The organism is Sphingomonas sp. 35-24ZXX (assembly GCF_000786215.1).
In the GTDB taxonomy this organism is placed as follows: Bacteria; Pseudomonadota; Alphaproteobacteria; order Sphingomonadales; family Sphingomonadaceae; genus Blastomonas.
Window position 1 is genome coordinate 1,189,774 of record NZ_JROG01000003.1, and the last position, 23,410, is coordinate 1,213,183.

Here is a 23,410-nt window from a genome sequence, read left to right on the forward strand (position 1 = left end):
CTATTCCGCACACTCCCCCATCCACATATCGCGCGGCATCTCGACGCGGATCGGCGGGCCGCCCTTGGGGTCTGCAATGCCATCGTACCAGAGCGCGCGCGCAAGATCGGGCATGAACACGCCCAGCGGCGCGGGGCTGTCAAGCAGCGGCGGGGTGGAGACGTATTTCATCCCGTTCGGTTCGCCGATGAAGGCGTGGAAATACAGCGACTCCTCGCCTTCTTCCTCGGGCAGCATCTCCGGCGGGTTCTGCGCATCGCCCAGCCCATTGACCGGGATCAGCGTCGTCGATCCGAAGCCGTTGGAGCCTGCAAAGCTGAAATACTTGCGGAAGATCAGCTTATCGTCCTCGTCGGTCTGCTCGAGCACCGCGACCATGTCCGACTGCGCGCTGGGTGGCAGCGCGGGCTTTTCGAAGTGCAGCGTGAAGCGCGTCGGCCAGGGCGAGCGGTAGCTGGCCTTGAGGATCGGGCACGACAAGGGCTTGACCTGCACCGCCGGGTCAGGAGTGAAGTCGAGCGTGTCGATACGCAGCCGGTCATCAACGATCTTGAACACCGCATAGGCATTGCCGCCGGTGGCGCAGCAATTGGCGTCGCTGTCGCGCCAGATCGGGAAATAGCTGCTGAGGCCGTAATAATCGTAATCGACGCCCTTCCACAGCCCCATGCCCTCGGGCAGGCGGGTGCGCAGTTCGTCCTTCCAGCTGTTCATGCCGATATTGACCCAGGCCCCGGTGCGATAGAGGAACAGGCTGTCGGCATTGCCCTCGCCGGTGCCGGCGGTGCGCGCAGGGAAATGCAGGATGATGTCCTCGCCATTGTCGACCAGCCGCGGCGGCTCGGCCTCGCCCTCGGTGCTGGTGTAGCCGATCAGCGCCGGCTTCGCCCCGCTGATGTCCCAGGCGATGGTCATGCGCAGCGGGATGCCGCCGCCCTGGTCCAGCCCGCTGACATATTGCCACGCGATCTGCCGCGTGCCGCGCTCATCGCCACCGTTGAGGAACCCGGCGGACCGGACGACGCACATCTCGACCGCGCCGACCATGCAGGTCCCGGCGAGGTTGCGCCCCAGCTCCTGCGGGGTGCGGATCGAGGCTGCGATCTTCGCCAGCCCGTCGATCTCGGCCTTCACATAGCCAAGGCTCTCGATGATGACATCGGGATTGGCCTGTTGCGGGCTATCCTCGGGCGAATATTCGAAGCCCCGGCGCAGATCGGCCAGCGCCTCGTCGCGGCGTTCGGCGATCGTCGCCTTGCGCGGATCGACCTTGTCCCAGGCCTTCAGTGCCACCTCGACATCGGCCCAGCGCGCCGCGATCTCTGCGTTGGCGCACAGTTCAGTGGCGTTGAGCGTGCGGTCAGGACAGGGCGCAGGAAACGGGGTGGTCAGCAGCAGCGCGGGCAGAAGCATCATCGATGCACAACTCCAGTCAGGTGCGACCCTGATGGTGTTGTGCGCCGATTTTCCGCAATTGCAAGTTGGCCTTTGGGCTCAGCTGTTTATTTGCCGGTCCAGTTGGGCGCGCGCTTCTGCGCGAAGGCGGCGGCGCCTTCGCGCGCATCCTGCGAGGTCATCACGGGGCCGACGATCTCCTGCTGCTTCGCCCACATCTCCTCGTCGCTCCAGCCGCGCGATTCGACGAGCACCTGCTTGGAGACGCGCACCGCGAGCGGGCCGTTAGCACTGATCTTGTGCGCCAGTTCGAGCGCGCCATCGATCGCCGGGCCTTCGACCACGCGGTTGACGAAGCCGATCTCGTAGCCGCGCTGCGCCGAGATGATATCGCCGGTGAGCGCCAGTTCCATCGCGATGCGCGGCGGGATCTGGCGCGGCAGGCGCATCAGCCCGCCCGCAGCGGCGGCCAGGCCGCGCTTGGTCTCGGGGATGCCGAACTGTGCCTTGGAGTTGGCGACCAGCAGGTCGCAGGTAATCGCCACTTCCATGCCGCCCGCGAGCGCATAGCCATCGACTGCAGCGATCAGCGGCTTCTTCGGCGGGGACTCCACAAAGCCTGCGAAACCCTTGCCCTTCACCATCGGCAGTTCGCCGGTCAGGAAGGCCTTGAGGTCCATGCCCGAGCAGAACGTACCGCCCGCCCCCTTGATGATTCCGACGCGCAGGGCATCGTTGGCATCGAGCTCTTCCATCGCGGCGGCAATTCCTTCGGCCACCGCACGGTTGACGGCATTCTTGGCCTCGGGCCGGTTGATGGTGATGATAAGGACGCCATCGTCGGCGAGGGTTTGCACTTCGGACATATCGAATTCCTTGTGAAGGGTCAGAACAACAGATCGGCCAGCTTGGCGCGGTGCCAGGCGGCGTCGCCGTACTGGCTGGCGTGCCAGATCGCGCTGCGGCGATAGAGCCCGGCGTCGCAATCATGGGTGAAGCCGAAGCCGCCGTGGAATTGCACTGCGCGGTCGGCGGCAAAGCTGTACGCCTTGTCGGCGCTCGCCTTGGCCATGCGCACCGCGATCTCGCCAACACCCTGCTGGCCGAAATTGTGCGCGGCGCTGAGCATGTGCGAGCGCGCCTTTTCGTAACCGACATAGGCGTTGGTTATCGGGTGCTTGAGCGCCTGATATTCGCCGATGAGCTTGCCGAACTGCTTGCGGGTCTTGAGATACTCGATCGTGTAATCGATCGCGCTCTGCGTCCCGCCGCACATTTCCGCCGCCTGCAGCAAGGCGCTTGCGAGCTCGATCTGGCCGAGCGCGCTGCCCGAGCGCCCGGCATCGAGCAGCGCGGACGCGGGCACGGTGATCCCGTCGAGCGTCAATTCATAGCTGCGCTTGGTCTCGTCGATGATGATCTCGCGGCGCAGTGCACTGTCTGGGATCGCCGACCGCTCGATCAGCACAAGCCGCACCGCGCCCTCGACGGTGACAGACGCGATTACCAGCGCCGCGTCCTTGGCATAGGTCACGAACTGCTTGGTGCCGCTCAGCACATAGCCCTCGCCGCTCGCCTTCGCGGTCGCCTCGACATGGCCGAGGTTCCAGTCGCCATGCGGCTCGGTGAGCGCGAGCGTCGCGACTTCACCCGCGACGATGCGCGGTAGCCACTCGCCGCACTGTGCCTCGTCGCCCGCGGCAAGCAGCGCCTGCGCGGCGATGGTGCAGGTCGCAAAGGGCGTGGCAAGCAAGCGCCGCCCCATCTGCTCGGCAATGGGCGCGACCTCGGCCATCGACAGGCCGACGCCGCCCTGCGCTTCGGGTACCGCGATGCCCAGCCAGCCCAGATCGACGATCTCCTGCCAGACCGCAGGATCATAGCCGCGCTCGTCCTCGATCAGCTTGCGCACCTTGTCGATCGGCGACTTGTCGCGGCAGAAGCTGGTCGCGACATCCATCAGCTCGATCTGCTCTTCGCTGTAGCTGAGGCCGCCCAGATGGTCGGCGAGATTTCCTTCACTGAATGCCACGGATTAGCGTCCCTTCGGCAGGCCGAGCACGTGCTCGGCGATGATGTTGCGCTGGATCTCTGAGGTGCCGCCGCCGATGGTGGCGGAGAAGCTGTTCAAGTAGCTGCGGTGCCAATAGCCGTTGTCCACCGCGCACGGATCATCGACATAATAGCCGCCGCGCGTTCCCTGGAAGCCCAGCGAGAACTCGGTCAGCTCGCGGATCATCTCGGTGCGAGCAAGCTTGTTCATCAGTGCCAGACCCATCGGGCGATCCTGCACCAACGGCCCCATGCGGCGGCGCTGGTTGTTGAGGTTGAGCGCCTGGATATCCATCATGAAATCGACCATCCGGTCCTTCATCACGGGGTCGTCGAGCAGAGGCTTGCCGCCGCGCTGCGATTCCCGCGCCAGCTCGACCACGCCCATCGCGTCGAGCTCTTTCAGGAAATAGCCGCCCGCCAGGTTCACCTTGGCGCCGCGCTCATATTCCAGCGTCTTCATCGCGATCTGCCAGCCATCGCCCTCATTGCCCATCAGGCACTCGGCGGAGATGCGCGCATCGGTGAAGAAGCACTGGACGAAGCCATATTCGCCGGTGAGCTTCTTGATCCTCCGCGTCTCGATACCTGGCGCGTGCATCGGCGAGAGGAAGAAGCTGAGCCCCGCATACTTGTTCGGTCCGTCATTCGAGGTGCGCGCGAGCAGGATCATGTACTTCGCGCGGTCGCCCAGCGAGGTCCAGATCTTGGAGCCGTTGAGGACATATTCGTCCCCTTCGCGGACGGCCTTGAGCTGCGCATTGCCGAGGTCGGAGCCGTTCTCGGGCTCGGAGAAACCCTGACACCAGATATCCTCTGCGTTCAGCATCCCCTTGATGTACTTCTTTTTCTCTTCCTCGCTGCCAATGTCCATGATCAGCGGACCGGCCCAGCCGATGCCGATCGCGTTGAGCATGATCGGGCCATCGTATTTCTTCATCACCTTGGTGGCGATGCGCTGGAAATCGGGGTGCAGCCCGCCGCCGCCATATTCGACAGGCCAGCTCGCGCCGAGATAGCCCGCCTCATAGACCTTGCGCTGCCAGGCGCAGAGAAACTCGAACTGCTGATCGGTGCTGACCTCCATGAAGGTCAGCGGCAGCATGAAGCCAGGGTCCTTGGGGGTGTTCTCGCGGAACCAGGCGTCGGCCTGGGCTTCGTATTCTGCCAGTTCGGCAGCGCTTGGGCGGGATGACATCTTTTCTCTCCTGCGTGGGCGGACGATGCGGCGCGGCTGGATTCGCGCTCGTTTAATCGTCCGGTTAAACGCAGGTATGCAAGCGCGCGCAGCGCTTGTCCAGAGGCATGGCGGTACGCCCGCCAAATCGATCAGACTAGCTGGACGCCTTCAAAGGCCGGCAGAAGGATTTCTTCCGGAACGTATCCACCGCGCCGATTTCGCCCCGGTTCTTGAGCAGCACGCGGATCAGCGCGACGCCCTTGGCATCGGGCATGATCACCTTGCGCGCGCCTTTGGCAACGGCCTGATCGGCGGTGGCCAGCACGATCCGGATCGGCGCACCCTTGCTGTCGCGATCGCTCTCGACAAATGCGACATTGGTGACGCTGTCGAACACGGTGAGCGACCAGTAATGGTCAGGCACGGGGTTGGCCATCACCTCGAGCGGCCCCTTTGTCAGGTCGAACGAGCAGATCGAATAGGCAAGGTCGGGGCTGGGCCGGACGATCGCCTGGCGCTCCGCCACCACCAGCGGGGTGTGCGCCATGCGGTTGTAGCCCGCTTGGGTCGCCAGTCGCTCCCAGGCGAGGTCCATGATCACCGTGGGGGTCGCAGCCAGCGTGATGTACCAGCCCGCGAGGGCAGCCAAGACAGCAACGACAATGGGTCCGATCCAGCGGCTCATGTCCGGCACTCCTGGCGCTCGATGCGGGGCAGCGGGACGCTCCCCCGACGGCCGAGCAGATCGCGCGAGGGATGATAGGCGCGCAACGTCAGTTCGAACCGCTGGTCATCGGGCATGGCGATCCAGTGCGCCCCTGTCCTTTCCCGCGCAATATCGACCGTCCAGCGGTTGCTTTCTTCCGGCAGGATCGCAGCGCTACCCACCGAATAGACGCTCGCCGGGTTCGGGATGAGATAGCCCTTGGCATCGTAGAGCGTGAGGCTCCACCAACGCGCATCGATCGCGCCGCCGGTGACGCGGTAAGCACAGCGCCCGTCGAGCGTGCGTCCGGCACTGTCCGTGGTCGCGTTGAAATAGATCGCTTCGCGCTCGGGAAGCGCCAGCAGGCCGCGCAGGGCCACGGTGGCGCGGGTGGCAACGCTGGCATCGGCGGTGCCGACATTGGTGCCCGTGTGCCAGGGACCGTTATCGATTCCGAAGGCCGCGAAGCTCTGCCGCAACTGCACCACGGCCGTGCCGACCCCGATCGCCAGCCCTGCGGCCAGCATCAATCCATAGCGAAACCCGCTGCGCATCCTGCCCCCTATATTTTGGCACAGCCTATGCCGGAAGACGGCGGGCGATGGCAAGGGGGTACGCAGGGGGTTTGTACACACGCTCTCCCCTCCCGCAAGCGGGAGGGGAGCGTATCGATCAACCCTTCTTCAGCGCTGCCTGGGCAGCCGCCAGCCGCGCGATCGGCACGCGATAGGGCGAGGCGCTGACATAATCGAGGCCGGTGTCCTCGCAGAACGCGATGCTGGCGGGGTCGCCGCCATGCTCGCCGCAGATGCCCAGCTTGATGTCCGGACGGGTCTTGCGGCCCTTCTGAACCGCGATCTCGATCAGCTGGCCGACGCCTTCGATATCGAGGCTGACGAACGGATCGCGCGCGAAAATGCCCTTGTCGACATATTGCGTGAGGAACCGTCCGGCATCGTCGCGGCTGACGCCCAGCGTGGTCTGCGTGAGATCGTTGGTGCCGAAGCTGAAGAACTCGCCGACCTCGGCGATTTCATCGGCCATCAGCGCAGCGCGCGGCAATTCGATCATCGTGCCGACCAGATATTCGATCCGGCGGCCCTTTTCGGCGAACACCATCTCGGCGGCGACATCGACCACCTTCTTCATCAGCTCGAGTTCGCGCTTGGTGGCGACCAGCGGGATCATCACCTCGGGGATCGGCGCGGCGCCGCTGGCAGCGGCCACATCGCACGCCGCCTCGAAGATCGCGCGCGCCTGCATCTCGTAGATTTCAGGATAGGTCACGCCCAGGCGGCAGCCGCGATGGCCGAGCATGGGATTGAACTCGTGCAGTTCGTTGGCGCGGCGCTTCAGGACCTCGACACCGACGCCAGCGGCCTCGGCGACTTCGGCAAACTCGTTCTCGCTGTGCGGCAGGAACTCGTGCAGCGGCGGATCGAGCAGACGGATGGTGACGGGCAGCCCCGCCATCACCTCGAAGATGCTGTGGAAGTCGGCGCGCTGTTCGGGCAGCAGCTTTTCGAGCGCGGCCCGCCGGCCCGCCTCGTCCTCGGCGAGGATCATCTGGCGCACATTGGTGATGCGGCTGGCTTCGAAGAACATGTGTTCGGTGCGGCACAGCCCGATGCCTTCGGCGCCGAAATCGCGCGCGACGCGGCAATCCTCGGGCGTCTCGGCGTTGGTGCGCACCTTGAGGCGGCGGACCTTGTCGGCCCAGCCCATCAGCACGCCGAAATCGCCGACCAGCTCGGGCTGCACGGTGGGCACTTCGCCCAGCATCACCTCGCCGGTGGTGCCATCGATGGTGATCGTGTCGCCTTCGCGCAGTTCGCGCTTGCCGATGCGCAGCACGCGCTCCTTGTTGTCGATCGACAGGCTGCCCGCGCCCGAGACGCAGGGACGGCCCATGCCGCGCGCCACCACCGCAGCGTGGCTGGTCATGCCGCCGCGTGCGGTGAGGATGCCCTTGGCGGCATGCATGCCGTGAATGTCCTCGGGGCTGGTCTCGATGCGCACCAGGATCACCGAATCGCCCATTTCGTTGCGACGCTCGGCGGTGTCGGCATCGAACACGATCAGGCCGCTGGCTGCACCCGGAGACGCCGGCAGACCCTTGGTCAGCACATCGCGCGCCGCATCGGGATCAAGCGAGGGGTGGAGCAGCTGGTCGAGCGCCATCGGGTCGACCCTGGCGATCGCTTCCTGCTCGGTGATCAGGCCTTCGTTCGCCATGTCGACCGCGATGCGCAATGCCGCCTTGGCGGTGCGCTTGCCCGAGCGGGTCTGCAGCATCCACAGCTTGCCGCGTTCGACGGTGAATTCGATATCCTGCATGTCGCGGTAATGCTTTTCGAGGATGTCGAACACCCGGGCCAGCTCGGCATAGGTTTCGGGCATCGCCTCTTCCATGCTCAGCGGCTTGGCATTGGCTTCCTCGCGGGCCTGCTTGGTCAGGTACTGCGGGGTGCGGATGCCCGCGACCACGTCCTCGCCCTGCGCGTTGATCAGGAACTCGCCGTAATAGAGGTTCTCGCCGGTCGAGGGGTTGCGCGTGAACGCCACGCCCGTCGCCGAGGTGTCGCCCATGTTGCCGAACACCATCGCCTGCACGTTGACCGCGGTGCCCCATTCGGCGGGAATGTCGTTGAGGCGGCGATAAACCTTCGCGCGTTCCGACTGCCACGATCCGAACACCGCGGCGACCGCGCCCCACAGCTGGTCGTTCACATCCTGCGGGAACGGCTTGCCCCACTGGTCCTGCACCAGTTCCATGTACTCGGCGACCAGCGCCTTCCAGTGCTTGGCTTCCATCTCGGTATCGCTGAAGAAGCCATTGTCTTCCTTCATGATCTCGAGCGCTTCCTCGAACGCATCATGGTCGAGGCCGAGCACGACGTCCGAATACATCTGGACGAACCGGCGATAGCTGTCCCAGGCAAAACGCTCGTCGCCCGAGACCTTGGCCAGGCCTTCGACGGTGGCGTCGTTGAGGCCGAGGTTGAGCACCGTGTCCATCATGCCGGGCATCGACACGCGCGCGCCCGAGCGGACCGAGACCAGCAGCGGATCGGCGGCATCGCCGAACACCTTGCCGGTGATCGCTTCGATATGCTTGAGGCCGTCTGCGACTTCCGCCTTCAGGCTGTCCGGAAACACCTCGCCATCCTGATAATAGCGCGTGCACATTTCGGTGCTGATAGTGAAGCCCGGAGGCACCGGCAGGCCGATCGAGGCCATGCCATCGAGATTGGCCCCCTTGCCGCCCAGCAGGAACTTGTCACCCGCGCCGCCGTCATTGGCGCCGCCACCGAACCGGTACACATATTTGGTCATCGCAATACTGCCTGTCCGTCTTGAAATGTTGGTGAAGGGTGTCGAGGCTATCCCTCGATCTTCGAAAAATCGGCAACCCGGTGAACCGCGGACCGGAACCGCGCGAGCAGCCCCAGCCGCGCAGCGCGCTTGGCGGGGTCGGCATCGTTGACGGTCACGTCATCAAAGAACGCATCGATCGGCGCGCGCAGCACGGCGAGCGCCGCCATCGCGCCCTCGAAATCCTCGGCGTCGATCGCGGCAATCGCGCGCGGTTCGGCGTCATCGAGCGCGGCGATCAGCGCGGCTTCGGCAGGTTCCAGCCCCTCTCCCGGAGGAACGGGGGTGAACTCTTCCTTCTTGAGGATATTCGCCGCGCGCTTGTACCCGGCGAGCAGATTGCCCCCCTCGCCGGTTTCAACAAACGCCTGCAACGCATGAACGCGCGCGAGGAGGCGGACGAGATCATCCTCGCCACCGAGCGCAAACACCGCGTCGATCAGGTCGTGGCGGACACCGGCTTCGCGCTGCTGGACCTTGAGGCGGTCGGCGAATAGTTTCAGAGCCTCTTCACGAATTGGCTCAACCTTGGACGGCACATCACCTCCAAACCAAGGAATTTTGTCCCAATAATCATTTACGTCAATTTGGACCCCGTTCAAGCTCACGCCTAGCTGACCATCCAGCTTACCCAATGAAAGGTTGCCGATCTCCGGCAGATGCAGATCAAATGAACCACTTTTCTCTGGAAAGGTGGCGACTGCACGCCTGGCCAGAGTGATTATTGCCAAGTTCATGCTCAAAAAAATCAGATCATCCAGCTTTAACCGAAGGTCATTTGCAAGAATGAGCGCGAGCGAGGCCAGAGTTGATCGACGAAGACCAAATGGGTCTTTGGAACCTGTCGGACGCATATCTGCTGCCAAGAATGATAAAATCGAATCCAGCTTGTCCGCCAGACTCACCGCCACCGTTACGGGAGCCGTGGGCACATCATCGCCTTGCCCGACCGGCTTGTAATGATCGCGGATGGCGGCGGCGACCTGGGGGTCGAGACCTTCCTTCGCCGCGTAATAACCGCCCATAAGCCCCTGAAGTTCAGGGAATTCGCCGACCATCTCGGTCACGAGATCAGCCTTGCACAGCTTGGCCGCTTGTTCGGCGAGCGCCGGGTCGCCCTTGACGATACCCTCTTCGCACAGCCAGCGTGCGAGCTTGGCGACGCGCTCGACCTTGTCGGCGACGGTGCCCAGCTTTTCGTGGAAGACGATGTTCGCGAGCTTTTCCGAATGCTGCTCGAGCGTCTTCTTCTGGTCGAGTTCCCAGAAGAACCACGCATCGCTCAAGCGCGCCGCCAGCACCTTCTCGTTTCCCGCGACGATCGCCTTGCCGCCGTCGTGCGCCGCAATGTTCGCGGTGCAGACGAACGCGGGCGCCAGCGCCCCGGCGGAATCGCGCACGACGAAATATTTCTGGTTGATCCGGGTGGTTAGCTGGATGACCTCAGGCGGAACCTCAAGAAACGCGGGGTCGTAGCGGCCGAGCAGCGGCACCGGCCATTCGGTGAGCCCGGCGTTTTCGACCACCAGACCTTCGTCCTCGACGAGGACAAAACCGGCGTCGCTTGCAGCCTTGGCTGCGCCATCGCGGATGATCGCGGCGCGCTCGTCATGGTCGACGATCACGTGCGCGGCACGCAGCGCGCTGGCGTAATCCTCGACGCCCGAAATGGTCACCGGGCCCTTGTGATGGAAGCGGTGGCCGACGGTGGTATTGCCCGCGACAAGCCCATCGACTTCGCACGGCACGACATAACCGCCAAGCAGCGCGATGATGCCCTGCAGCGGACGCACCCAGCGAAGGCTCTCAGTGGTCTGGCTGGCAACACCCCAGCGCATCGACTTGGGCCACGGGAAGGCGCGGATGATTGCGGGGATGGCCTCTGCCAGCACATCGGCGGTGGCGCGGCCCGGCTTGTTGATCACCGCGAACAGCGTCGCGCGACCCTTGACCTCGCGGGTCTCCAGCGCGTCGCGGGTCAGCCCGGCCTTGCGCAGGAAGCCATCGACCGCCGCATCTGGCGCATCGGCGGGCGGGCCTTTGAGCTCTTCCGAAACCGCTTCGGTGGTCTCGGGCAGCCCACGCGCGATCAGTGCCAGGCGACGCGGGGTCGAGAAGGTCTGCAGGCTCTGAGCCTTGAGGCCGGCGGCAGCGAGTTGATCGGTGAACAGCTTCTCGAGATCGGCGCGCGCCTTGCCCTGCATCCGCGCAGGGATTTCCTCGGACAGCAGTTCGAGCAGGAAATCGGTCATGCCGCGCGCTCCTGGCCGACAGCGCCCATTCCGTCATGCTGAACTTGTTTCAGCATCCATCGACCGTCTTGGAGCCGATAGGGCGAAGGCGCTTGGTGCCCGATGGACCCTGAAACACGTTCAGGGTGACGAATAACGCAGGCCATCACCATCACGCGGCCCACCCGTTCTTCTCCATCCACGCCTCGCAACTGCCCTTCGCGAGGTCGCGGACGCGGCCCATATAGGCCTGGCGTTCGGCGACCGAGATCACCCCGCGCGCCTGCAGCAGGTTGAAGACATGGCTCGCCTGGATCGCTTGCTCGTACGCCGGGATCGGCAGCTTGGCATCGAGGCAGTTCTCGCACTCGGCGACAGCCTTGCGGAACGCGTCAAACAGGCTCTCGGTGTTCGCCACCTCGAAGTTCCAGGCGCTCATTTGGCGTTCGTTTTCCAGGAACACGTCTCCATAGGTGACACCGTTGCCATTGAAATCGAGGTCGTAGACGCTGTCCTTGCCCTGGATGTACATCGCAAGCCGCTCAAGCCCGTAAGTCAGCTCGCCCGCAACGGGCTTGCAATCGAAGCCGCCCATCTGCTGGAAATAGGTGAACTGCGTCACCTCCATGCCGTCGCACCAAACCTCCCAGCCCAGCCCCCAGGCGCCCAGAGTGGGGCTTTCCCAGTCGTCCTCGACAAAGCGGATATCGTGCAGCAGCGGATCGACGCCGATCGCGGTCAGGCTGTCGAGATACAGCTGCTGGATGTCGCCCGGCGAGGGCTTCAGGATCACCTGATACTGGTAGTAATGCTGCAGCCGGTTGGGGTTCTCGCCATAGCGGCCATCGGTCGGACGGCGGCAGGGCTGCACGAAAGCGGCGTTCCACGGATCAGGCCCCAGCGCGCGCAGGGTCGTCGCGGTGTGGAATGTGCCCGCCCCCATCGGCATGTCATAGGGCTGCAATATCAGGCAGCCATGACGGCTCCAGAAGCTGTGCAGGGTCAGGATCATGTCCTGGAATGACAGGCTTTGCTCGCTCAAACGTCCGGCCTTCGCAGATGCAATATGAATGGGCCGCGCTTTGGCCGATGGCGGCGCTGCGGTCAAGTGAGAGGTGCCACCCCCTGTCCCGCAAGGGCAACAGATCGCTCGCCCGGGAAACCGACGCGCTAGCTCCCGCCACCGGCCCTGAACTTGCCGATGAAAAGGCCCGCAACAAAGCCCAGCACCAGCCCCATGGCGAGGTTGTCGGTGGCAATGCCGAGCGCGACCCCGATCGCGATGCCTGCGCCCAGATACTTCTTGTCCATGATGTCTCCCCGCTTGGTGCTCATTCAGGCCGTCATGCTACATCATGGCTGCGCAGTGGCAACTACTCCGCGGCCACCGCCTCGCGCACCTTCTCCAGCGTCACCGGCGTGCCGTTGAGCACCGCATTGCCCGAAATCGGGTCCATCGCCTGCGGGTCGGTGAGGTCGTTGAGCGATACGCCCGGGCGCCTCCCCGCCACCGAGAGCCGCGTCCCCGGCTTGTCGTGCCCGAAGCCATGCGGGATCGAGAGGACGCCCGGCATCACGTCCTCGCTGATCTCTGCGGCCAGTTCGACCGAACCGACGCGGCTGGTGACTCGCACCGGATCGCCATCACCGATGCCGCGCGCGGCGGCATCGTCGGGATGGATCATCGCGGTGCAGCGATCCGGGCCCTTGGCGAGGCGCGGCGCATTGTGCATCCAGCTGTTGTTGTTGCGCACATGCCGCCGTCCGATCAGCAGCAGCGCATCGGGCGGCGTATCGGCGAGCGCGGCGCGCCATTGCTCCAGCGCCTCCAGGCACAGGTTCGGCGCGCAGGCGATGCGCTTGTCAGGCGTCTGCAAGCGTTCGGGCAGCCGCTGGACATGCGGGCCGAAGTCCTTGCCGTTGGCGTTCGCCTCCAGCTCCTCCAGCGTCACGTCATAGTCGGAGCGCGCCAGCATCGAGGCGAGCACGGTGCGCGGCGGAACGATATTCGGCACCGCTTCGCCCCGCGCCTGCAGGATCGCGCGCGCCATTTCGGCGACGATTTCCCAGTCCGCCTTGCTGCCCTCTTCCATCGGCAGGGTCGGCGCCGAGTAATCGGCATAGTTGCGGATCGCGATGGGCCCGAGCAGCAGCGGATAATGGTCCTTTTCCAGCGGGCCGCACGGAGGCAGGATGTAATGCGCATGCGCGCTGGTGGCGGTCACGAACATGTCGACCGACACCATCAGGTCGAGCTGCGGCAGCGCCTCGCCCCAGGCGCCGGGCGATGACAGCGCCGGGTTGCCCGAGAGCACCACCAGAGCCTTGATCTGCCCCTCGCCCGGCGTCGCGATCTCGTCCGGAAGCAGCGCGGACGGAAACTCGCTGATCACCTCGGGCCGGTTGCCGATGCGCGAACGAAAGCGGTCATAGGTGCCGGGCCCCGCGCCGGCGACCAGATCGACCACCGGCGAGGAGAACATCACCCCGCCCTCGCGGTCGAGATTGCCGGTGGCGATGTTGAGCAGCTGGATCAGCCACAGGTTGAGCGTTCCCGCTTCCGTCACCGAAACGCCCATGCGGCCATAGACGATGGCAGGTTCGCCATTGCCCAAGGTCGCCGCCAGCGCGCGGATCACGTCTTCCGCGATGCCGCAATGGCCCGCGAGCGTGGTGACGTCGAACCGGCGGATCGCATCCCACGCCGCGGCCCAGCCCGCGTCAAGCATCGGTTCCAGCCTGCCCGGCTTTACCTGCCCGGCCTCGTCGAGGGCCTTGAGCAGGCCGAGCAGCAACGCGGTATCGGTACCGGGGCGGATGAAATGGTGCGCGTCGGCAATCTTCGCGGTTTCGGTGCGGCGCGGATCGATCACCACCACCTGCCCGCCGCGCTTCTGCACCGCTTTCAGCCGCTTCTTCACATCCGGCACGGTCCACACGCTGCCGTTGCTGGCGAGCGGATTGCCACCGATGATCAGCATGAACCGGGTGCGGTCGACGTCGGGGATCGGGAACAAGGCGTTGTGCCCGTACATCCACATCTGGATCAGCTGGTGCGGGATCTGGTCGAGCGTCGAAGCGGAGTACAGCGTGCGCAGCTTCATCGCCTTGCGCAGAACCCCGGTCTGCGTGCCGGTGGCGTAATTGTGCGCATTGGGGTTGCCCATGTAGAGCGCCGGCTGGCCGCCGCCCTCCATGATTTCGGCCATCCGCGCGCCGATCTCGGCAAACGCCGTGTCCCAGTCGATCTCCTGCCAGCCGGTGGCGGTGCGCTTGACCGGGCGGCGCAGCCGGTCGGGGTCATCCTGCAGATCGGCGAGCGCGGTCGCCTTGGGGCAGATATGGCCGCGGCTCAGCACATGGTCGGGGTTGCCCTTGATCGAGACGACCCTGCGCCCCTCGACCTCGATCAGCACGCCGCAGTTCGCCTCGCACAGATGGCAGGTGCGCGCGTGGATGGTGGTGGCCGATTCGTCCGCCATGCTGTCTCTCCCCTGATGTCTTTGGGTAAGAGGGTATCAGCGTACCCGGCTGCTGACCAGCCACCGAAAACCGCGCCATTCCGTAGCGGATGTCATGCGACACTGGCACTAAGTCAGGGTCACTTGACATGGTCAGCGAATCACGACATAAAGTCAGGGTAAGCTAACATTTGGTCAGTGAGCAATGACAGGACGAACCGATGGACAGGCCAGACCCGCCGCTCCCGATGACAGGTATCCGCCGCGCTTACGGCTGGGCGGCAGGACTTGCGCTGCTGACCTGCGCCGTCTGCGCTTGGATCAGTAGCCAGGGACAGGACTCAGGATCTGCGCATTCGTCGGGAAGCTCCGCACGCATCATGCCGATCCATCTGGTTCTCGCATGACCGCATCGGTATCTGCAGGTGCACAAGGATGACACACGGATGGAAGACATGAAGAACCGTCTGAAGGTGCTGCGCGCCGAACGCGACTGGAGCCAGGCCGAACTCGGCGCGAGGCTCGACGTCTCGCGCCAGGCCATCAATGCGATCGAGACCGGAAAATACGATCCGTCGCTGCCGCTGGCCTTCCGGATCGCACGCTTGTTTGACATGGCTATCGAGGAGATTTTCGATGACGAGTTCACCGGAGACCATCATGGTTGAGAGCGACTGGCAGGCGCGCGCCAAGCAGCGCCAAAAAAGGATCAACATGGTCGTCGGCGCGCTGTTTGCGGTCGGCGCGGTGTCTGGGTTCCTGGTCGGCTTTTTCGAGGACGAGAGTGTTGGCCACCTCACCGCCAACAGCATACCTCCCTGGCTGGCTGTGCTCAGCGCCATCGTGTTTGTCATTTCCTCCATCTATGGTTCGTGGAAGCTGATGCAGGTCTCCGACGAGCTGGAGCGTGTGATCCACACCAAGACCATGGTGGTCGCCGGCAATATCATGATGATCGGTTATCCGACCTGGTTCACCCTGTGGTTGGGCGGAATCGTGCCTGAGCCCGATGCTCTCTGGCTGTTTCTCGCAGGCATCATCAGCAACGTGCTCGCCTATGTCTGGTACAAATATCGCTGACCCCTCCCCCCTACCTTCCCCACCCCTCAAGAAAGGCATTCCTCGCATGATTACCCTGTTCAACACGTTGCGCACCGGCGCTGCGACCATGACGCTGGCCGCTGTCGCCACCATCGGCTTTGCCAGCACGCCGCTGCTGGCACGCGACCAGACCAGCGTCGCCGAGGCGCTGGGCCCGGCTCCTGCAGCCACTCCGGTGATGCAAGACATCAACCCTGCGATGTGGGTCGTGCGCGACAAGGACACCACCATCTATCTGTTCGGCACCGTCCATGTGCTGCGCCCCGGGCTCAACTGGCTGAAGGACGATGTGAAGACCGCATTCGATGCTTCGGATGAGCTGGTGCTGGAGGTGCTGGAGCCTTCCGACCCGACGGCAATGCAGACCATCGTCAACACGCTGGCCGCCAATCCGCAAGGCACCACGCTGCGCAGCCTGCTGACCCCGCCGGTGCTGGCCAAGTACGAGAAGACGCTGGGCACCCTCAACATTCCGCCGGTCGCGCTCGACCAGTACGAGCCGTGGTTTGCCGGCGTCACGTTGACCACCGTCCCGCTGCTGATGAAGGGCTATGACCTCAACAGCGGCGCGGAAAAGCTGCTGACCAGCGCCGCCAAGGCGCAGGGCAAGCCGCTCGGCCAGCTGGAAACCATCGAGCAGCAGCTCGGCATTTTCGACAGCCTGGGCACCAAGGAGCAGATCGAGTTTCTCGACGTGACGCTGGATGGCGTGCCCGAAGTGACGACGCAGATCGATCTGCTGGTCGATGCCTGGGGCAAGGGCGATCTGGCAACGCTCGACAAGCTGCTGAACGAAGGGATGGAGAGCTATCCCGGCCTGTACGACGCGCTGCTCACCAACCGCAACGCCAATTGGGTGAAGTGGATCAAGGCGCGGATGGACAAGCCGGGCACGGTGTTCATGGCCGTGGGCGCGGCGCACCTGGTCGGCAAGGACAGCGTGCAGGCGCAGCTTGCCACCGCCGGCATCCCCAGCACCCGCGTGACCAAGTAAGAAATCGGACTGCAACCCCGATACCCCGCCAGTGTGCAAGCGCTGGCGGGGTTTATGCGTCCAGCGTCGCCTTGCGGAAGCAGGCGCGCACTTCTTCAACGAAGATCTGCGGCACTTCCAGCGCGGCAAAATGCCCGCCCTTGTCGACCTCGTTCCAGTAGATGATGTTGCTGAAGCGCTTTTCCGCCCAGCGGCGCGAGGTCTGGAACAGCTCCTGCGGGAAGATCGTGCCGCCCATCGGCAGGCTGATCGGATCGAAGCCCATGTTCGAGAAGCTGTGCCAGTAAAGCCGTGCTGAGGACGCCGCCGAGTTGGTCAACCAGTAGAGCGTGATCGTGTCGAGCAACGCATCGCGGCTGAAGCCCGAGAAGCTGTCGTCGCAGTCGGACCAGTTGCGGAATTTTTCCAGAATCCAAGCCATCTGCCCGACGGCGGAGTCGGCGAGCGCATAGCCGATGGTCTGCGGCCGCGTCTTCTGGATCGACGAATAGCCGCTTTCCTTCTCCTGATAATATTGCATCCGCGCCGCCGCGCGCTTTTCCAGATCACTGAGGTCCGCCATCGTCGTCGGATCAGGCAAAGCGAGCACCATGTTCGAGTGCACTGCAGCGCATGCGCCCAGGTTCTGCCGCGCGATCTCCAGCGTGACGCCCGACCCCCAATCGCCGCCCTGCGCGAAATAGCGGTCATAGCCCAGGGCGAGCATCAAGTCGTTCCAGATCTTCGCGATCCGCGCGATATCCCAGCCCGGCTCGGTAGGCTTGCCCGAAAAGCCGAAGCCCGGGAGCGACGGGATGACGAGGTGGAAGGCGTCCGCTGGGTCATCCGGGTTGGTCAACGGCTCGATCACCTCGATGAACTCCAGCACCGATCCCGGCCAGCCGTGCGTCATGATGAGCGGGCGGGCCCCCGGGTGCTGCGAGCGGATATGAAGGAAATGGATGTCCACCCCGTCCAGCTCGATCAGATATTGCGGATAGGCATTGAGCGCCGCCTCGCATTGGCGCCAGTCATATTGCTTGGCCCAATAGGTCGCGAAATCCTGCACCACCGCGAGCGGGATGCCCTGATCCCAATCGTCCACCGTCTCCTTCTCCGGCCAGCGGGTGGCGCGGATACGGGCATGGAGGTCGTCGATGGCGGCTTGCGGCACATCGATGGTGAACGGGCGGGGGCGAGGCTGGGTCATGCCGCGAGGCTAGACCGGCGCAGGGGGAGCGCGCAACTGACAATCGTGTCAGTTCTTACACCGGCCTGGCGCCAGACCCCTGCCCGCCCCGGTTGGCATATTCCTGGGTGCCCAGGTGATAGACCTTGTCGCCGCCGAGCACCGCCTGGTTGGAATAGGTGAAGCCGGGGTTCAGTCCGCGATACAGATCATCGAAATTGCGCTCGACCGTCTTGCGAAACAGCTCCTCGAAGCTGTCGATCACGAAGTACGTCGGCTGCATGTCCGAGATGACGTAATCGGTGCGCATCACCCGGTCGACCTCCAGATGGATGCGGTTGGGCGACTGCCCTTCGACCGAGAATTTCGCCTCGAGCGGGCCAGAGAGAATGCCCGCGCCATAGGCCTTGATGCCATCGGCCTCGCGGATCAGCCCGAATTCGACCGTGTACCAGTAGAGCGCCGAGAGCGCCTTCAGCCGGTTGTAGGCCAGTGCCTTCCATCCGGCGCGGCCGTATTCCTGCATGTAATCGGCATAGACCGGATCGGTCAGCATCGGCACATGGCCGAACACGTCGTGGAACACGTCGGGCTCGGAAATGTAATCGAACTGTTCGCGCGAGCGGATGAAATTGCCCGCCGGGAAGCGCCGGTTGGCGAGGTGATAGAAGAACACGTGATCGGGGATCAGCATCGGCACCGGCACCACCGACCAGCCAGTGATTGGCTGCAATTCCTCGCTCAGCGCGCCGAAATCCGGCACGCCGCCGCGCCCCAGATCGAGCCGCTCCAGCCCCGCGATAAAGCTGCTCGCCGCACGGCCCGGCAGCACATCCATCTGCTGGGCGAACAGATCGTCCCAGATGCCGTGCTCTTCGGACGTGTAGACGCGTTGCTGCGGCTCGAGCCAATCCTCGCCGAGATGCGCCGGGCGCTGGAGCGGCGCGACACAGGTCTCGGCAGGCACATCGGGAATGACCGAAAAATCGACGGCATCGGGCCGGATGAGAAGGTTTTCCATGCTGTGTCCCCTGGTGCGAAGCTTGCGAGGCAGAGAGATAGCATGGTGCAGGTGAAAAATCCTGCCTGTTTCTTGCCATGCACCGACCGAAATCGATCAGGTCTTTCGTTTTCTGTCGGTTATCGGTAAAGTCTTGCGATGATCGATCTGGAACCGGAAGATATCCGCATCCTGCGCGCGCTGCAGGACAATGGCCGCATGACCAATGCCGAGCTCGCCGAAACCGTCGGCATGTCGGCCTCGCCCTGCTGGCGGCGCGTGCGCAAGCTCGAGGCGGATGGCGTGATCCGCGGTTATGCGGCGCGGCTGAGCCGGCGCGCGCTGGGCCTTGGCGTGCTGGCGTACGTCAGCGTCGAAATCGCCGATCACGGCGAGGCGGTCACGCGCGCGTTCGAGGACGCCATCGCCGATCTCGACGAGGTCATCGCCTGCCACCAGGTCACCGGCGGCGCGGACTATATCCTCACGGTGGTGAGCCGCGACCTCGACAGCTATGCCGACTTTGCCAACAAACGTCTGCGCCCGATCGCAGGCATCAAGGCGATCAGCACCAGTTTCGTGCTGAAGGAGGCGAAGGCGCAAGGCGAGTTGCCGGTTTAGGGGGGGAAAGCCAAGCGCAGAACTGTTGCCGAGCCATGCAGATCAGGGGACAGGTTTGTACCAAACATGGCCCCTCACTTCTCTGGCACGACACGTGGCAAGAGAAAGACCCGAGACACAATCCAAACTGCAAGAGCGACAACGGCGAACAATCCGAACAGCTCTGCGCGGGACTGCGCGCCACCCTTTAAGCCCCAGAAAGCTGCAATAGCGGCTAACGGAATGGAATAATTCTTCGGGATCATCAACTGAGTTTGGCAGTCCTTACACGTGAACGGCGTGCCTATCCTGACGTAGAAATTGGCCAACGGGATTGGGGACGAACAATGTGGACAGCCAGGGGTGAGGATACTCATTGTTTTGCAATAAATGTCTCTTCATTTTCCGCCGAGCGGTGAGTGAAAAAATTGCTTACCGTTGGATGCAGCCGTCACTCGGTGCAGATACGGGCCGTGCAAATCAACGCAGGGGCACTGTCTGCGCCAGACGCATTTGTCCGTCACCCTGAACTTGTTTCAGGGTCCATTTCTCCCCACGCGGCTTCGGCTTTTGAGGCGCGATGGATGCTGAAACGAGTTCAGCATGACGGGTAGGATTAGCGGATTTTGGGCTACCAGAACAAACCGTTTTCCAGCGCTCATCCATAGCCCCCCGCTCAGCCTGAGCTTGTCGAAGGCCCCGTGCCACCCTTTTCGCTACCGCACTACGTCACCCTGAACTTGTTTCAGGGTCCATTTCTCCCCATGCGGCTTCGGCTTTTGAGGCGCGATGGATGCTGAAACGAGTTCAGCATGACGGGTAGGATTAGCGGATTTTGGGCTACCAGAACAAACCGTTTTCCAGCGCTCATCCATAGCCCCCCGCTCAGCCTGAGCTTGTCGAAGGCCCCGTGCCACCCTTTTCGCTACCGCACTACGTCACCCTGAACTTGTTTCAGGGTCCATTTCTCCCCATGCGGCTTCGGCTTTTGAGGCGCGATGGATGCTGAAACGAGTTCAGCATGACTGGGGAGTAATTAGGGCTACCGTCCGCGCGGGGGCTTCGACAGGCTCAGCCTGAGCGGAGGGGGCTGTGGAGGGCGCAGTGCATAGGCCCGGCCCTTACCGCTAGCCCGCAATCACCCCGTACAGATCATGCTCGTCCGCATCCTCGACCAGCACGTCCACGAACGATCCCGGCGCCAGCCCCTCGGGCACATCGCGCAAGTACACATGGCCGTCGATCTCGGGCGCATCGGCCTGCGAGCGGCCGGTAGCGCCGACCGAGCCGTCTTCCTCGTCGGGCTCGCCGATCTCGTCGATGATCACCGGCAGCGTGCGGCCAACCTTGGCGGCGAGTTTGGCGGCGCTGATCGCGGCAGTTTTTTCCATCAGCCGCTGGTAGCGTTCTTCCTTCACCTCTTCGGGCACCGGATCGGACAGCAGGTTTGCGGCTGCGCCCTCGACCGGTTCGAAGCGGAAGCCGCCGACGCGGTCGAGTTGCGCCTCGTCCAGCCAGTCGAGCAGATACTGGAAGTCCGCCTCGGTCTCGCCGGGGAAGCCGACGACGAACGACGAGCGGATGGTGATGTCGGGCGCGATTTGCCGCCAGGCCTTGATCCGGTCGAGCACCTTGGCCTCGTTCGCAGGGCGCTTCATCCGCTTGAGGACGGCAGGGGCGGCGTGCTGGAACGGGATGTCGAGATAGGGCGTCAGCAGCCCCTCGGCCATCAGCGGGATGACCTGGTCGACATGCGGGTACGGGTAGACATAGTGCAGCCGCACCCAGGGCGTCTGGCCTTCGGGTGTGCGCAATCCGCCGAGCTCGCGCGCCAGATCGGTCATGTGCGCGCGCACCTGACGGCCCTTCCAGTCGCGCGGCTCGTGCCGGGTGTCGACGCCATAAGCCGAGGTATCCTGGCTGATCACCAGCAGCTCGCGCGTGCCCGCAGCGACCAGCTTTTCCGCCTCGCGCAGCACCGCATCGATGCGGCGGCTGGCAAGATCACCGCGTAAGGACGGGATGATGCAGAACGAGCAGCGGTGGTTGCAGCCTTCGGAAATCTTGAGATAGCTGTAGTGGCGCGGGGTTAGCTTGATGCCGCCTTCGGGCACCAGATCAATGAACGCGCCGCGCGCCGGCGGAGCGGCATCGTGCACCGCCTGCACCACGTCCTCATACTGATGCGCGCCGGTGACGGCCAGCACATCGGGGAAGCGCGCGCGGATGACATCGGCCTCGTTGCCCATGCATCCGGTGACGATGACGCGGCCGTTCTCGGCCATCGCCTCGCCGATCGCCTCAAGGCTCTCTTCCTTGGCGCTGTCGAGGAAGCCGCAGGTGTTGACCAGCACGACATCGGCACCGGCGTAATCGGCGGACATCTGATAGCCTTCGGCGCGCAGCTTGGTGAGAATGCGTTCGGAATCGACCAGAGCTTTCGGACAGCCGAGCGAGACCATGCCGACTTTCGGCGGGGCGGGGATCGTGATGGGGGTGGACATGATGCCGCGCCGCATAGGCGTTTTGCGCGGCTTTGTCATGGATGAAGTGAATGCCGGGGTTCAGTGCGCTTCATACCAGCCGCGCGACCGCTTCACCATCGCGACAATCGTCAGCATCACCGGCACCTCGACCAGCACGCCTACCACCGTGGCCAGAGCCGCGCCAGAGTTCAGCCCGAACAAGGCAATCGCGGCCGCCACCGCCAGCTCGAAGAAATTGGAGGCCCCGATCAGGCACGACGGCGCGCCGATGTTCCAGGCGACACCCAGCTGCCGGTTCATCCAATAGGCCAGCCCGGCAATGAAATAGACCTGGATCAGGATCGGCACTGCAAGCAGCAGAATGACGAGCGGGCTAGCCAGGATCGTCTCCCCCTGAAAGGCGAACAGCAGTACCAGCGTGCTGAGCAGTGCCAGCAGCGATACCGGCTGGATGCGGCCCAGGAACCGTTCGAGCGCCGCCTCACCGCCCTGCGCCAGAAAGCTGCGGCGCAGCACCTGCGCAATGATCAGCGGGATGACGATGTACAGCCCCACCGACAGCATCAGCGTGTTCCATGGTATGGTGATCGAGGCGACGCCAAGCAGCAATCCGACAATCGGGGCGAACGCGACCAGCATCACCGCATCGTTGAGCGCAACCTGGCTGAGGGTGAAATTGGCATCGCCATCGCACAGGTTGGACCACACAAAGACCATCGCCGTGCACGGGGCCGCACCCAGCAGGATCAGCCCTGCGATATAGGAGGGAATTTCGTCAGCAGGCAGCAACGGCGCGAACAGCCATTGCAGGAAGACGATGCCGAGCAGCGCCATGGTGAAAGGCTTGACCGCCCAGTTAACGAACAGGGTAACCCCGATGCCGCGCCATTGCGAACGCACCTCGCCCAATGCGGCGAAATCGATGCGGATCAGCATGGGGATGATCATCAGCCAGATCAGCACTGCCACCGGGATATTGACCTTGGCGACCTCGGCGGCCGCGACCACCGCGAAAAACTGCGGCATGATCGCACCCAGCGCGATGCCCACCACGATGCACAGGGCAACCCAGATGGTGAGATATTTCTCGAAAAAGCCGATCGTGGCAGGCGGATTTGCCCCGTCGGCAGCAACTGTGTGGTTCATGTGATGGGGTCTTTGCCTGGAGTGGCACCGCTCATCCGACCAATCTGGGCAAGCTGCGGTGCAAAGTTGGACGAAACAAGGGTGGCAAGGTCCAGTTCCAGCAGCGCCGCAATCCGCTCCCGCATCTGATCAAACGCCGTCTCGAACGCGGCGCGCTGGCCTTCGCCTTCGACGGCCGCCGGATCGGGAATACCCCAGTGCGCCTTGATCGCGCGGCCGGGGAAGATCGGACAGACCTCGCCGGCGGCATTGTCGCAGACCGTAATGACGATATCGATCGGCAGCGTATCCGGCACTGCAAATTCGTCCCAGCTTTTCGAGCGGAAATCGCCCGTGATCCCGCGCTTCGCCAGCAGCAGGAGCGCCATCGGGTGCGGCTCGCCCTTGGGGAAGCTGCCCGCCGAGAATGCCTGCAGCCGGCCGCCACCCAGATGGTTTGCGAGGGCCTCTGCCAGGATCGAGCGCGCCGAATTGCCGGTGCACAGGAACAGGATGCGGATCATCGCGGTGCGTGC

20 protein-coding genes are annotated in these 23,410 nt (G+C 63.9%); 4 read left to right on the forward strand and 16 right to left on the reverse strand.

What is annotated here, in order from left to right; all coding sequences use genetic code 11:
• The 11 genes from LI72_RS08060 to LI72_RS08105 form a co-directional block, all read right to left on the reverse strand.
• Positions 1–1,416 carry a hypothetical protein gene (locus LI72_RS08060; RefSeq protein ID WP_033925176.1) on the reverse strand — a complete coding sequence of 472 codons (1,416 nt, stop codon included), beginning with the start codon at positions 1,414–1,416 and terminating at the stop codon, positions 1–3.
• 86 nt (positions 1,417–1,502) lie between these two features.
• The gene (locus tag LI72_RS08065; RefSeq protein WP_033925177.1) at positions 1,503–2,261 is read right to left on the reverse strand and encodes a crotonase/enoyl-CoA hydratase family protein; all 759 of its coding nucleotides are present in this window, start codon (positions 2,259–2,261) and stop codon (positions 1,503–1,505) included.
• A gap of 20 nt (positions 2,262–2,281) precedes the next feature.
• On the reverse strand, positions 2,282–3,427 hold the full coding sequence (locus tag LI72_RS08070; protein ID WP_052129609.1) for an acyl-CoA dehydrogenase family protein: 1,146 nt from the start codon (positions 3,425–3,427) through the stop codon (positions 2,282–2,284).
• 3 nt (positions 3,428–3,430) lie between these two features.
• A complete protein-coding gene (locus tag LI72_RS08075; RefSeq protein ID WP_033925178.1) occupies positions 3,431–4,645 on the reverse strand; it encodes an acyl-CoA dehydrogenase family protein in 1,215 nt (404 codons plus the stop codon).
• Between the two features lie 136 nt (positions 4,646–4,781).
• Positions 4,782–5,312 carry a DUF1254 domain-containing protein gene (locus tag LI72_RS08080; protein ID WP_033925179.1) on the reverse strand — a complete coding sequence of 177 codons (531 nt, stop codon included), beginning with the start codon at positions 5,310–5,312 and terminating at the stop codon, positions 4,782–4,784.
• Complete coding sequence (locus tag LI72_RS19010; RefSeq protein ID WP_052129610.1) at positions 5,309–5,887, reverse strand: DUF1214 domain-containing protein; 579 nt, start codon at positions 5,885–5,887, stop codon at positions 5,309–5,311. The genes LI72_RS08080 and LI72_RS19010 overlap by 4 nt, the downstream gene beginning before the upstream one ends.
• A 118-nt stretch (positions 5,888–6,005) precedes the next feature.
• The gene (ppdK, locus tag LI72_RS08090; RefSeq protein WP_052129611.1) at positions 6,006–8,669 is read right to left on the reverse strand and encodes a pyruvate, phosphate dikinase; all 2,664 of its coding nucleotides are present in this window, start codon (positions 8,667–8,669) and stop codon (positions 6,006–6,008) included.
• 47 nt (positions 8,670–8,716) lie between these two features.
• Positions 8,717–10,960 (reverse strand): glycine--tRNA ligase subunit beta, encoded by a 2,244-nt coding sequence (gene glyS / locus LI72_RS08095; protein ID WP_033925181.1) that lies wholly within the window; start codon positions 10,958–10,960, stop codon positions 8,717–8,719.
• Between the two features lie 151 nt (positions 10,961–11,111).
• Positions 11,112–11,951 (reverse strand): glycine--tRNA ligase subunit alpha, encoded by an 840-nt coding sequence (locus LI72_RS08100; RefSeq protein ID WP_033925463.1) that lies wholly within the window; start codon positions 11,949–11,951, stop codon positions 11,112–11,114.
• 158 nt (positions 11,952–12,109) lie between these two features.
• Positions 12,110–12,274, reverse strand: coding sequence for a hypothetical protein (locus LI72_RS20010; protein ID WP_156139532.1), 165 nt, complete (start codon positions 12,272–12,274; stop codon positions 12,110–12,112).
• A 38-nt stretch (positions 12,275–12,312) separates the two neighbouring features.
• Positions 12,313–14,421 (reverse strand): molybdopterin oxidoreductase family protein, encoded by a 2,109-nt coding sequence (locus LI72_RS08105; RefSeq protein WP_033925182.1) that lies wholly within the window; start codon positions 14,419–14,421, stop codon positions 12,313–12,315.
• A gap of 434 nt (positions 14,422–14,855) precedes the next feature.
• Here LI72_RS08105 and LI72_RS08110 point away from each other — a divergent pair, with 434 nt between their 5' ends.
• Genes LI72_RS08110 through LI72_RS08120 form a run of 3 tightly spaced genes read left to right on the forward strand, consistent with a single transcriptional unit; the run spans position 14,856 to position 16,495 of the window.
• Entirely contained in the window at positions 14,856–15,068 is a 213-nt protein-coding gene (locus tag LI72_RS08110) for a helix-turn-helix transcriptional regulator (protein ID WP_033925464.1), read from the forward strand.
• A complete protein-coding gene (locus LI72_RS08115; RefSeq protein WP_156139533.1) occupies positions 15,037–15,480 on the forward strand; it encodes a hypothetical protein in 444 nt (147 codons plus the stop codon). Before LI72_RS08110 ends, LI72_RS08115 begins: the two co-directional genes overlap by 32 nt.
• Positions 15,481–15,526: 46 nt before the next feature.
• On the forward strand, positions 15,527–16,495 hold the full coding sequence (locus tag LI72_RS08120) for a TraB/GumN family protein (RefSeq protein WP_033925184.1): 969 nt from the start codon (positions 15,527–15,529) through the stop codon (positions 16,493–16,495).
• Between the two features lie 52 nt (positions 16,496–16,547).
• Here the strand turns inward: LI72_RS08120 and LI72_RS08125 are convergent, their stop codons facing one another.
• Complete coding sequence (locus LI72_RS08125) at positions 16,548–17,684, reverse strand: epoxide hydrolase family protein (protein WP_033925185.1); 1,137 nt, start codon at positions 17,682–17,684, stop codon at positions 16,548–16,550.
• Between the two features lie 55 nt (positions 17,685–17,739).
• The gene (phhA, locus tag LI72_RS08130; RefSeq protein ID WP_081984721.1) at positions 17,740–18,684 is read right to left on the reverse strand and encodes a phenylalanine 4-monooxygenase; all 945 of its coding nucleotides are present in this window, start codon (positions 18,682–18,684) and stop codon (positions 17,740–17,742) included.
• A 138-nt stretch (positions 18,685–18,822) separates the two neighbouring features.
• On the opposite strand from phhA, the gene LI72_RS08135 reads away from it, so the two are divergent.
• Positions 18,823–19,284 carry an Lrp/AsnC family transcriptional regulator gene (locus LI72_RS08135; protein WP_156139534.1) on the forward strand — a complete coding sequence of 154 codons (462 nt, stop codon included), beginning with the start codon at positions 18,823–18,825 and terminating at the stop codon, positions 19,282–19,284.
• A gap of 1,106 nt (positions 19,285–20,390) precedes the next feature.
• Here the strand turns inward: LI72_RS08135 and rimO are convergent.
• The 3 genes from rimO to LI72_RS08155 are packed head-to-tail and all read right to left on the reverse strand — an operon-like array spanning position 20,391 to position 23,398.
• A complete protein-coding gene (rimO, locus tag LI72_RS08145; RefSeq protein ID WP_443018110.1) occupies positions 20,391–21,806 on the reverse strand; it encodes a 30S ribosomal protein S12 methylthiotransferase RimO in 1,416 nt (471 codons plus the stop codon).
• A gap of 21 nt (positions 21,807–21,827) precedes the next feature.
• The gene (gene arsB / locus LI72_RS08150; RefSeq protein ID WP_033925187.1) at positions 21,828–22,895 is read right to left on the reverse strand and encodes an ACR3 family arsenite efflux transporter; all 1,068 of its coding nucleotides are present in this window, start codon (positions 22,893–22,895) and stop codon (positions 21,828–21,830) included.
• Positions 22,892–23,398, reverse strand: coding sequence for an arsenate reductase ArsC (locus LI72_RS08155; protein ID WP_033925188.1), 507 nt, complete (start codon positions 23,396–23,398; stop codon positions 22,892–22,894). Before LI72_RS08155 ends, arsB begins: the two co-directional genes overlap by 4 nt.
• Positions 23,399–23,410: the final 12 nt, after the last annotated feature.